Origin of the sequence: Gibbsiella quercinecans, assembly GCF_002291425.1 — a bacterium.
Lineage (GTDB): Bacteria > Pseudomonadota > Gammaproteobacteria > Enterobacterales > Enterobacteriaceae > Gibbsiella > Gibbsiella quercinecans.
In genome coordinates, this window is sequence record NZ_CP014136.1 from 4,457,803 (window position 1) to 4,470,096 (window position 12,294).

At 53.5% G+C, this 12,294-nt stretch carries 6 protein-coding genes; 2 read left to right on the top strand and 4 right to left on the bottom strand.

Translation table 11 applies throughout. From position 1 onward, the window contains the following. Positions 1–194 precede the first annotated feature (194 nt). Positions 195–3,050 (top strand): two-component system sensor histidine kinase RcsC, encoded by a 2,856-nt coding sequence (gene rcsC, locus ACN28Q_RS20345; RefSeq protein WP_095848004.1) that lies wholly within the window; start codon positions 195–197, stop codon positions 3,048–3,050. 57 nt (positions 3,051–3,107) lie between these two features. Here rcsC and ACN28Q_RS20350 read toward each other — a convergent pair whose 3' ends face one another. Both ACN28Q_RS20350 and ACN28Q_RS20355 read right to left on the bottom strand, forming a co-directional pair. Beyond that, positions 3,108–4,373, bottom strand: coding sequence for a dicarboxylate/amino acid:cation symporter (locus ACN28Q_RS20350; protein WP_095848005.1), 1,266 nt, complete (start codon positions 4,371–4,373; stop codon positions 3,108–3,110). A 324-nt stretch (positions 4,374–4,697) separates the two neighbouring features. Next, positions 4,698–6,347 (bottom strand): putative bifunctional diguanylate cyclase/phosphodiesterase, encoded by a 1,650-nt coding sequence (locus tag ACN28Q_RS20355; protein WP_095848007.1) that lies wholly within the window; start codon positions 6,345–6,347, stop codon positions 4,698–4,700. 464 nt (positions 6,348–6,811) lie between these two features. Between ACN28Q_RS20355 and ACN28Q_RS20360 the strand changes: the two genes are divergently transcribed. Further along, positions 6,812–8,929 (top strand): TonB-dependent siderophore receptor, encoded by a 2,118-nt coding sequence (locus ACN28Q_RS20360; protein WP_095848008.1) that lies wholly within the window; start codon positions 6,812–6,814, stop codon positions 8,927–8,929. Between the two features lie 57 nt (positions 8,930–8,986). Here ACN28Q_RS20360 and ACN28Q_RS20365 read toward each other — a convergent pair whose 3' ends face one another. Further along, positions 8,987–9,778, bottom strand: a complete 792-nt coding sequence (locus ACN28Q_RS20365) for a glycosyltransferase family 9 protein (protein ID WP_165907109.1) — start codon at positions 9,776–9,778, stop codon at positions 8,987–8,989. A gap of 591 nt (positions 9,779–10,369) precedes the next feature. Continuing rightward, positions 10,370–12,058 carry an aspartate:alanine antiporter gene (locus ACN28Q_RS20370; protein ID WP_095848010.1) on the bottom strand — a complete coding sequence of 563 codons (1,689 nt, stop codon included), beginning with the start codon at positions 12,056–12,058 and terminating at the stop codon, positions 10,370–10,372. Between the last annotated feature and the right edge of the window lie 236 nt (positions 12,059–12,294).

Sequence of the window (12,294 nt, forward strand, 5' to 3'; positions counted from 1 at the left end):
ATAAAAGAGGGGGCCTGGCTGCGATGCCGGGCCCTTTTTTCAGTTATACTCGTCGTACTTCTGGTTGCAGGCGTAAAGGCGTTGCTGCAGCTTGAATGATGCAGGGGATAAACAGGGTGATGGGTCTGCCAAACACAGGATGTGGCTTCAGGTAAGAACGTGCTTGCCACCATTTACATTCATATGGTATCAGATTGAAATATCTAGCCTCTTTTCGTACTGCGCTAAAAATATCCCGCTATCTGTTCCGGGTGTTGGCGATTATGCTGTGGATATTGGGCGCGTTGCTCACCACCTTTTATATTCTCAACATCTTGCATGATAAAGAATCCGAGCTGCGGCAAGAATACAACCTGAATTTTGATCAGGCCCAGGGCTATATTCGCCATGCGGCGGATGTGATGCGCGACATCAAATATATGGCTGAGAACCGCCTCAACGGTTCAGTCAGCAATCTGGACATGTTCAGCGGCGTGTTCCCGGCCAAAAGCAGCCCGCCGGTGTTTTATCCCCTCTACCCTGAATCCAACTGTTCGCTCAATACCAACTACCACAGCCTGTACGATTCGCTAAGCGGGTTGATTCAATACTGGCGCGAGAACTTCGTCGCCGCCTACGATCTTAACCGGGTGTTTGTGATCGGCGGCGACAGCCTGTGTATGGCGGAGTTCGGTAATAGCACCGGGGTGATCGATCGCGAAGATGTGTTGAAATCGCTGCACGATCGCATCCTGAAATACCGCAATGCCAAAAACCAGGATAAAGACAGCAACCTGTACTGGATCAATCCCAGCTCGCAGCGGCCGGATGTGGGCTATCTCTACGTACTGGCGCCGGTGTATATCGGCAACAAGCTAGAGGCGTTGCTGGGCATCGAGCAAACGGTGCGCCTGGAGGATTTTGTTGCGCCGGGCAACCTGTCGACCGGCGTCACTTTGCTGGATGAAGATAATGAACCCGTGCTGCGCCTGGCCGATGATGCGCTGCCGACGGACAGCTACCCAGATTCGCACATCTATTTTGGCTACGTGGACAGCTACCACGATCTGATCATGAAAAAGGCGCTGCCACCGTCTTCATTAAGCGTGGTGTATTCGCTGCCGATAAAAAACGTGGCGGAGCGCTTCAAGATCCTGATCCTCAACGCCGTCCTGCTCAACATGCTCTCGGCGATCGTGCTGTTCAGCCTGGCCTGGCTATTTGAACGCAAAATGTTCATGCCGGCGGAAAACAACGCCTTCCGGCTGGAAGAGCACGAACAGTTTAACCGCAAGATTGTCGCTTCGGCGCCGGTGGGGATCTGTATTCTGCGCATCAGCGACGGCACCAACATCCTGAGTAATGAGCTGGCGCATAATTACATCAACATGTTGACCCATGAAGATAGGGAACGCATCACGCGCATCATCTGCGAGCAGCAGGTGAACTTTGTCGATGTCATGACCAGCGACAACAACAACCTGCAGATCAGCTTCGTTCACTCCCGTTACCGCAACGAGGATGTGGCGATTTGCGTGTTGGTCGACGTGAGCGCGCGCGTGAAGATGGAAGAGTCGCTGCAGGAAATGGCCGCCGCCGCCGAACAGGCCAGCCAGTCGAAGTCGATGTTCCTGGCGACCGTCAGCCATGAGCTGCGCACCCCGCTGTACGGTATTATCGGCAACCTGGAGCTGCTGCAAACCAAGGAGCTGCCGCTGGGGGTCGATAGGCTGGTAAACGCGATGAACAACTCGTCCGGGCTGCTGTTGAAAATCATCAGCGATATTCTGGACTTCTCCAAGATTGAATCGGAACAGCTCAAGATTGAGCCGCGGGATTTTTCCTGCCTGGAACTGATTACCCATATCGCCGGCAACTATCTGCCGCTGGTGGTGAAAAAACGCCTGGGGCTGTTCTGCTTTATCGAGCAAACCGTGCCCGAACGTATCTCCGGCGATCCGGTGCGCCTGCAGCAAGTGCTTTCCAATCTGCTGAACAATGCCATCAAGTTTACCGATACCGGCTGCATTATTTTGCAAGTGCGTGCGCGTGATAACTACCTGGAATTCAGCGTGCGCGATACCGGCGTCGGCATTCAGGCGAAAGAGATCCCGCGGCTGTTTGATCCGTTCTTCCAGGTAGGCACCGGCGTGCAGCGCCATTTCCAGGGCACCGGCCTGGGGCTGGCGATCTGCGAAAAGTTGATCAATATGATGGATGGTGATATTGCGGTGGAGTCGGAGCCTGGGCTTGGCAGCATGTTTATTATCCGCATCCCGCTGTTCGATGCCCAGTTTGTACTGCCGCAGGCCAGCGACACCTGGCAGGGGCTCAAGCTATGGCTGGACATTCGCAACCAACGGCTGGAGAACTACCTGATGGAGATCCTCGCCGGCTACGGCGCGCAGCTCCAGCGTTATACCGGGCAGGCGACCGGGAAGGGCGACGTGCTGATCAGCGATTACCCGCTGATGTTTACCCAGCCGCTGTTGGCGCAGATCGAGTTTTCCATTGAGCATATCGGCCCGGCGCAGCAAACCCGGCCGGGCTATTGGGTGCACAGCACGTCCACCCCGCGGGAAACCATCGGCCTGCTCAACCGCCTGTTCGGGGTGGGAGGCAACAAGGCGCCGATACAACTGCCGGCGGCGGCCAAAACGCCGGCGGCGGGCAACCAGGATATCCACCTGCTGGTGGTGGACGATCACCCGATCAACCGCCGTTTGCTGTCCGATCAGCTCTCTTCATTAGGCTACCAACTGGTGACCGCCAACGACGGTGTCGATGCGTTGGGGATGCTGAACCATCACCCGGTCGACATTGTGCTGACCGACGTGAACATGCCGAATATGGACGGCTATAAGCTGACGCAGCGCCTGCGAGAAATGCACTTTAGCGCGCCGGTGATCGGCGTCACCGCCAATGCGCTGGCAGAGGAACGGCAACGCTGTATGGCGGCGGGGATGGATAACTGCCTGTCGAAACCGGTGACGCTGGAGTCGCTGGAACAGACGTTGGCATTCTATAGCCAGCAGGTACGGCGCACTCGGGCGGAACGTGAAGAGGCGTAACGGTGGATGGGAAGCTAAACAGGGCAGGGCATCGCCCCTGCCCGTTACGTGGCTGGCTTAAGGGAGTTCGGTTGAACCCGCCAGCTCGCTGCTTTCTTCTTCTGCCGGCTCGTTGCGCGCCAGCATAGCGGTGGCAATACCGTTGCCCAGCACGTTAATCGCCGAACGGCCCATATCCAGGAAGTGGTCAATCCCCATCAGCAGCAGGATGCCGGCGACGGGAATGTTGAAGCTGGGAATGGTGGCGGCCAACACCACCAGCGCCGAACGCGGCACCCCGGCGATCCCTTTGGAAGCCAGCATCAGTGTGAGCATCAGCACCGCAACTTCAGAAAATGACAGATGGATGTTGTATGCCTGGGCGATAAACATCGAGGCGAATGAGCAATAGATCATCGAGCCGACCAGGTTAAACGAATAGCCGATGGGCAGCACGAACGACGCGATGTTGCCTGGGCAGCCAAAGTTACGCAGCTGTTCCAGCGTTTTTGGATAAGCCGCTTCCGAGCTGCTGGTGGTAAAGGCGACCAATACCGGCGATTTCAGCATGCTGACCAGGCGGAAGGTGTCTTGTTTTAATACCAGGTAGCAGAAGGCGATCATCAGCGTGCAGGCCAGCAGAATGGCAATATAGTAGCCGCCGACGAACGATGCGTAGTTGAGCAAAATCCCCAGGCCCTGGGTGGCGATCACTGATGATATCGCGGCGAAAATCGCCAGTGGGGCAACGTACATCACGTAGCCGGTCACTTTCAGCATGATATTGGCAACCACGTTCAGGCTGTCGCTCAACGGTTTGGTAAAGGTTTCGCCGAAGGACGCGCCGGCAATGCCAAAGAACAGGGCAAACACCACAATCTGCAGGATCTCATTGTTGGCCATCGCGTCAATGATGCTGGAAGGGAAGGTATGCGAGATAAACGCTTTCAGCGACATCCCGCTGACGGCCAGGCCGGTGTCCACTGCGCCTGCCGGGATCTGAAGGTTAAGCCCATGCCCAGGCTGCTGTAACGTCACCACCAGCAGGCCAAGAAATATCGAGATGATCGAGGAAGAAATAAACCACAGGAAGGCTTTCCCGCCCAGGCGGCCAATTTTGGATGTGTCGCCCATTTTCATGATGCCGACGGTCAGCGTGGTGAAAACCAGCGGCGCGATCACCATTTTAATCAGACGAAGGAATATATCGGTCAACAGGGAGACATTGCTGGCATAAGACTGGGCGATATCAGGCGCCAAATATTGGTGGACCAATGCGCCGGTGATGACCCCTAACACCATAAATATAAGAATAAATGATGTTAGTTTGTTTGATTGTGACATAGATGTTGTGAACCTTTTAATTAACCTGTCTGTGCTACTGGCTTATCCTATAACCAAAATAATTCGAGTTGCAGGAAGGCGGCAACGCAGCGAGTCCTTAGGAGCTTACTCCGGTAAGTGACTGGGGTGAGCGAGGAAAGCCAACACACCTGCAACTTGAAGTATGAAGGGTATAAACGCGTAAGAATGTTATCAATTGGAAGGTAATACAACCGCTTTCTAATTGCCATAAGTTTTTTTTATGATAGGAGGCACTGAATTAATGTTTTATTGTGATGGGCACGGCAGCCGCTGCGCCGTACCCGTTATCGTGGCGGTGGCGGCTTATTTGCGCAGATCTTCAATCCCCACCGGCTGACCGAACAGAAAACCCTGAATTTCCTGGCAGCCTTCCTCTTCCAGAATGCGCAGTTGCTCACGCGTTTCTACGCCTTCAGCGACGACCGGCGTTTTGAGCGAGTGGCTTAGCGTGACCATCGCGCGCACAAAGGAGCGCGTCTGGAAATTGCTTTCAACATTGCTGACGAACGAGCGATCGAGCTTAATCACGTCGAAATTAAAGTCGCGCAGCATACTTAGCGAAGAATAGCCGGTGCCGAAATCGTCCAATGCAATGCTAATCCCCATTTTTTGTAATTGATGCAGCAGGTTGAACGCCAATTGTTTATTGGTGATAAATGCGGTTTCTGTGACTTCAAATTCCAGCAGCGTTGGCGGATACGCGGTTCGCATTAATATTTCACGCACCTTGTCGATAAAAACCGGATCGCGTAATTGCACCGGTGAAATATTGACGGAGATCTTTTTATCCACCTTGTTATTTAACGCTTCACGGCACACATGCTCAATAACCCAATAGCCTAAAGAGATAATTGCGCCGGATTCCTCGGCAATAACAATAAAGACTTCTGGCAATACTGGGCCAAGCCTGGGGTGGTTCCAGCGTAATAATGCTTCATAGCCGGTAACCGTTCCGTCCTTGAGCGAATATTTTTCGTGATAATTAATATAAAACTGTTCCTGCTGCAGCCCGGTGCGAATATCGGCGGCGATCTGGTTGCGTTGGCGCGTTTTCTCATCCATTTCGACAACGTAATAACAGATTTTCTCATTAATATTGTGCTTGGCGCGATACATGGCCAGATCGGAATTGCCGATCAGCGTGTTGATTTCGGTGGCGTCATCCGGATATACCGAGACGCCGATGCTGGCGTTTACCACCAGCTCGGTTTGCGCAAAGGCGCGGTGCCCGGCAAAACAGGAATACAGGCGGCGCACGAAGGTTTCCAGCTCGCGCTTGTCGCTAAACGGCTTGGCGGCGACAAATTCATCGCCGCCAAAACGCGCGACGATCTCATCACCGCTGAGGGTTTGCCGGATGCGCGAGGCGGTTTGCTGCAGCAACAGATCGCCGGTATGGTGCCCCTCGCGATCGTTGATCTCTTTGAATTTATCCACATCAATGGTGCAAATCGCGATGTTGCGCTCCGGGGCTTCGGCGAGCATTTTTTCAACCACGGTGAAAAACTCAAGGCGGTTGGGCAATTCAGTCAGAGAATCGTAGCGCGCCATGTAATGCATGCGATCGTTCATCTGCTTCTGTTCGGAAATATCGCGCGTTATTTTGGCAAAACCGAGCAGCGTACCTTCTCCGTCATAAATCGTATCGATCATCACGTGTGACCAAAACCGTGAGCTATCTTTGCGGTAGCGCCAACCTTCGCCTTCAAATTTGCCGTTCAGGCGCGCCACCGCCAGGTTTTTTTCCGGCACCCCGGCCCGCTGTTCGGATTCACTGTAAAAAATGCCAAAAAACTGACCAACGATTTCTTCGCTGGTATAGCCTTTGGCTTTTTGCGCACCTAAATTCCAACTGGCGATGGTGCCATCAGGATTCAGCATATAAATCGCGTAGTCTTTAACGTTTTCCACAAAATGGCGATAGGAAAGATCGCTTAACCCCAGATGACCCATGTCGACCAAACCTTTTGTATGGCTATTTTTAGTAAGTTTATACGGCGCATGGTGAAAAAGAAATGCATTCCAGCCAGAGTTGTGATGGCCGCCAGGGGATAATGTTGTGGGTAATGATTATCTGCAAAATAATTATTTTTTAACAGGCCTTGTTAATTGTGTGGGTATTTTTGTCGCGCGATATTACCCGCGTTGGCATTGTTTAGCTGCGTTGCGCTAACCCTGGCGTCTCCTTGTTTTTTTATTTGAAATCAGCTAATTATTTGCCTGCTTAATGAGTCCAACGGCGGAAGCAGTCAATAACCACAATATTTTCAATGTATTATTTTGAATAATAAATTTCTGAATATGCTTGAAAGTTTTACAGTTCGACGCTAATGATTATCATTCCATTTATTTTGCCGGCCATACGGCAAGTGTTGCACGGTGCGATTTTCAATTCTTCTATTAGGAGTTCAGAGATTATGTGGGTGCCTTTCAGTGTAAAACGATCCTGCCTGTTATGCTCGCTGGCTATCCTGCTGCCCGGCGTTTCGTTTGCCGAAGAAACCGTAGTGGTGACTTCAGCGCCTGAAGATTCCGCACAGAGCGGAACCCACGGGTATACCGTGCAGACCAGCAGTGGCGCAACCAAAACGGACCAGCCGCTGATCACCACCGGGCAGTCGGTTTCTGTCGTGACACGCCAGCAGATCGAAGATCAGGGGGCGGCGAACCTGAACCAGGCCCTCAACTATACGCCAGGGGTGTTTACCAACTTCGCCGGCGCGGCGACCCGCTTTGATACTATTTCGCTGCGCGGTTTTCATGGAGGGGATGTGGATAACACCTTCCTTGATGGCCTGCGGGTGATGAGCGACAGCGGCAGCCATAACAATTTGCAGATCGATCCCTGGTTCCTGGAACGCGTTGATATCATAAAAGGGCCGTCTTCGGCGTTATATGGCCAGACGGTGCCGGGCGGCCTGGTCAATATGACCTCCAAACGCCCGCAGTTTACCTCTGAAGGGCACTTCCGGCTGTTTGCCGGCAGCCAGAATACCAAAGGGGGCGCATTCGATTATACCAATGCCATTAACGATCAGTGGGCCTTCCGCATCACCGGGATGACCCGTACCAGCGACACCCAGTATGACCATACCCGCGAAGAGCGTTATGCGATATCGCCTTCTTTACTGTGGCAGCCGGATGACAATACCTCGCTGTTATTAAAAGCCTATTTGCAGAAGGATCCTTCCGGCGGTTATCACAGCGCCGTTCCCGCCGAAGGCAGCCTTTTCTCACGTAATGGTTACAAACTGAGCCGCAGTTTTTACGACGGGGAAAGCAGCCTGGATCAATACAAGCGCCGTATCCAGATGTACAGCTATGAGTTTGCCCACACCTTTGACGATACCTGGTCGTTCCGCTCCAACGCCAACTATACCCACTCCAACGTTGCAATCGATCAGATTTACCAGGCCGGCTGGGTGGGCAATAGCAATGAGATGAGCCGCTACTATACCGGTGAGCGCTCATCGTTGGATGCGTTTGCCATTGATAACCAACTGGAGGCGGATTTCGCCACCGGCGCGCTGGAGCACCAGGTGATCCTGGGGGCGGAATATCATCAGTACCGCAATAATCTGTGGGACGGCGGGGCTTATGCCAGCACGTTGAACGCGGTAACCGGCGTTTCCGGCGGCGATGCGCTGACGTTCTATAAAGACGATGACAATAATCGGCGTTACTACCAAACCGGCATTTATGTGCAGGATGCGATGACGCTGGATAAATGGCACGTTGATTTGTCCATGCGTTACGATCGTATCGTCTCCAAACGGGTGAGCGACAGTTATGCCACCGCCGATCGCCGCAGTGACGATCACGTCAGCGGGCGTGGTTCGGTGCTGTACGCGTTTGATAATGGCATTTCGCCGTATGTCAGCTACAGCCAGGCGATTACGCCCACTTCGCTTTCCGATGCCAACGGTAATCTGCTCAAACCGACCACGGCCGAGCAGTATGAAGCCGGGGTGAAATACCAACCGGTTGGCACTTCAGATTTGTATACGCTGGCGGTGTATGACTTGATGCAAAAAGATGTGGCCAACCGTGATGTGCTGACGGCCACTTATGTCCCGGCCGGTAAGGTGCACTCGCAGGGGATCGAGCTGGAAGCGCGCAATCAGTTGACCCCGCGCCTGAGCACCATTATGGGCTATACGCTTAGCCACGTGCGCTTTAAGGATTCGGTGGACGGCAACGATGGCCATACGCCATACGTAGTGCCTAACCAGATGGCATCTGCCTGGGCGAAATACCAGTTTGACTACGGTATCAGCGTGGGCGCCGGCGTGCGCTACATTGGCAAACAATGGGCCGATAATGAAAATACGCTGCGCCTGCCTTCGACAACCCTGGTTGATGCGTCGGTGCGGATGGATCTGGCGGCCTGGAACCCTGCGCTGAAGGGGGCATTTGTACAGGTGAATGCCAATAACCTGACGGATAAAGCGTATGTGGCTGCCTGCTATGGCACGGGATATTGCTACTGGGGGGCAGAACGCACGGTGATGGCGACCGTGGGTTATGATTTTTAATCAAAGCCGATGAGCGGCCCCGCGGCGGTTATTACCGTGCGGGGCCAACCAGCCGCATCACGCCACGTTCGAGTTAACCAGGTTAACCGCGCGGGCAAGATGCATGGTTTTCTCAAACACCGCGTCGACGGAGAGCGACATGACGTTCTCGTCAGGCGTTTGCAGTATTTCATGCGGCACACCCCACGGCGCCCAGCAGACAGGATCGCTATTGCCGAACAGTGCCACGATCGGCTTTTGCAGAGCGGCGGCGATATGCATGGCCCCGCCGTCGCTGCACACCACGAAATCGCACAGCTGCGTGGCAGCTATCATGTTTTTCAGTTCGCTGGTCGGGACGGCTGTTATCGGTAGCCCTTGGCAAAGCGCTAACATTTTCCGGGCCTTTTCATCATCGCCGGGGTGGCATGGGTTATCTTCTGCGCCCGGCGACCACAGGAGAACGAGCTGGCAAGGTAGCGTTGCGGCCAGGCGTTTGGCCAATTCGGCAAAGTTTTCCACCGACCAGCGCTGGCGGACTTTACGTGAGCTGATGTTTAAACCAAACACCGGCAGCGTATCCGAGATCGGGTGTTTTTTCCGCAATGATGAAACCTGATACGGATCGGCGGCGATCGCTAACGGCCCGGGCTGCGAGTGAGCGGCAAACGGCTTCATCAGGTAGTGAAAACGCGTGACGATACTCATGGCGCAGTTTTCCGGCGGCGTGACCAGATCGCTGATAAGCGGGTGTTTTTCTTTACCCAGGGCGATAACGCGCCCCGGCTTAATCAACGAGATCCAACGCATCACGCGTTTATCCCAGCAGCCCTTGGCGATAAATACCACATCGTACTTATTTTTTCTCAATGCCAGGACCAGCGCTATGCGCCTGAAAACAATTTTCATCACCGACGCATTTTTTTCCCGGTGGTGCGTTTTTTGATAAATATACAATTTATTGACGTGGCTATTGCCTTCTAATACTGCAGCGTTGTAACTATTAGCCAGCACATCGACATCATAATTAAGTTCGGCAGAAATACTCCTGATGAGTGGTGTCGCAACAATGGTATCCCCAATGTTATCTCTGCAGATTATCAAGGCTTTCAAACATGGCTCCCGCGTAATTCAAAAAATATTTTCATATGACTCACTGCTTCTGCGTAAGTTCAGGCGGCGCCGGGTAAATAGTTAGAAATAAAATCGTATGTATTTCGTGCAGATAGCGGCAGTTTTTCGCTTATGGACTGGGGATTATTGGGCGGCAATAGGGGTTATACAGACAATAAAAACCCGATAATCTTGAACCTAAAAAGGCGGGATTATCGGGCTCCACAAAATGGGGACATCAAAGAAAAGCAGTGGCACTAATTAAGACTGTGGCCTGGGCGGAAAGTTCTCACGAAGGGTAAAAAAATCGCAAAGATTTACCGCCAATTTTTGCCGATATTGTTCCCGTTATCCAAACAGGCCGGGCCAAATCACCACAATCAGCGAACCCGCCAGAGTTAACAATACGTTAGCAATAGCATAGGTGCCGGCATAGCCCAACGCTGGGATGTTGCTACGCGCCGTATCGCTGATGATCTCCATTGCCGGGGCGCAGGTGCGGGCCCCCATAATGGCGCCGAACAACAGCGCCCGGTTCATGCGCAACACATAGGCGCCGAACAGGAAGCAGAACACCACCGGCACCAGGCTGACCAGCAGCCCGGCAATCAGCATCTGGCCGCCGATGGCGCCCAGGCCATGGCCGATACCGGCGCCAGCGCTCAGGCCAACGCCGGCCATAAAGACCATCAGACCGAACTCTTTCACCATATTCAGCGCGCCCTGCGGGATATAGCCGAAGGTAGGGTGGTTGGCCCGCAAAAAGCCGAGCATGATACCGGACATCAGCAGCCCGGCGGCATTACCGATGCCGAACGAAAAGTTGCTGAACTGAATGGTAATTTGCCCAATCAGCAGGCCGATAATGAAGAAGGCGCAGAAGGCCAGCAGATCGGTAACCTGGCTGTGGATCGAGATAAAGCCGATCTTTTCCGCTACGCCTTTCACCCGGCGCGCGTCGCCGCTGACCTGCAGCACATCGCCCTTATTCAGCACGATGCTGTCGTCGATAGGCATTTCAATCTGGCTGCGGATCACGCGGTTGAGGAAACAGCCGTGGTCGGTCAGCTTTAACTGGCTAAGGCGCTTGCCGACCGCATTGCTGTTTTTCACCACGATTTCTTCGGTGACGATGCGCATGTCCAGTAGATCGCGGTCAAACACTTCTTTGCCGTTACGGAAGCTCGGATCCAGCCGCGCATGCGCATCTGGGTAACCCACCAGCGAGATTTCGTCGCCCACTTGCAACACCGCATCGCCGTCCGGGTTAGCCAAAATACCGTTACGGCGGATACGCTCGATGTAGCAGCCCGTCTGGCGATAAATGCCCAGCTCACGCAGGTTTTTCCCATCGGCCCAGGCCACCAACTCTTGCCCGACGCGGTAGGCGCGGATAACCGGCAGATAGACCTTGCGTTGGCTGTCCGCATCCAGGCCGCGTTCGCGGGCGATTTGCTGGGCGGAAGTCGACAGATCCTGATGCTGCAGTTTCGGCAGGTAGCGTGCGCCGAATATCAGGCTCACCAGGCCAATCAAATAGGTCAGGGCGTAACCCAGGCTGAGGTGATCCTGCGCGGCCAGTAGCGCCGGGCCGTTGGTAATGGTGTTGCGTAGCGTATCGCCGGCCCCCACCAGCACCGGGGTTGAGGTCATTGAGCCGGCCAACATACCGGCGGTAAGGCCAATATCCCAGTGGAAGAGTTTACCCAGGCCGATGGCGAGCACCATGGCGGAGCCGACCATTACCAATGCCAGCATCAGGTAATTTTTGCCATCGCGGAAGAAAATGGAAAAAAAGTTAGGCCCGGCTTCAACGCCGACGCAGAAGATAAACAGCATAAAGCCCAGATTTAGCGCTTCGGTGTTAATGGTGAAATGTTGCTGCCCAAGCAGCAGCGACACGACCAAAACGCCAATCGAATTACCGAGTTGGACGGAGCCCAAACGAATTTTTCCGAGGCAAAGCCCCAGAGCGAGTACCACAAACAGTAACAGGATGTAGTTACCGTTTAACAAACTAGCGACGTTTATGTTCACGGAGGATAACTTATTGTTTACCAGTAAGTGCTTGATATTAATGGCTATAAGCGCTAAATTCAGCCATCAAATACATAGAAAAATCCTATAAAAATTGCCGAACGCCGAAGGCAATTCGCTCCATCGTTCAGCGGCGCTTATTCTAGTCGCTCTGGCGCATGACAGCCAGCACAAAGCGGGATAACGTTTACCGCCTGCTGCATTAATCCTCTTTTTATTGACAAGGGAAAGTTCGG

Excerpts from the sequence above, each read along its gene's own strand:
- ACN28Q_RS20350 (WP_095848005.1), bottom strand. The coding sequence starts at position 4,373 with ATGTCACAATCAAACAAACTAACATCATTTATTCTTATATTTATGGTG.
- ACN28Q_RS20355 (WP_095848007.1), bottom strand. The coding sequence starts at position 6,347 with ATGGGTCATCTGGGGTTAAGCGATCTTTCCTATCGCCATTTTGTGGAA.
- ACN28Q_RS20360 (WP_095848008.1), top strand. The coding sequence starts at position 6,812 with ATGTGGGTGCCTTTCAGTGTAAAACGATCCTGCCTGTTATGCTCGCTG.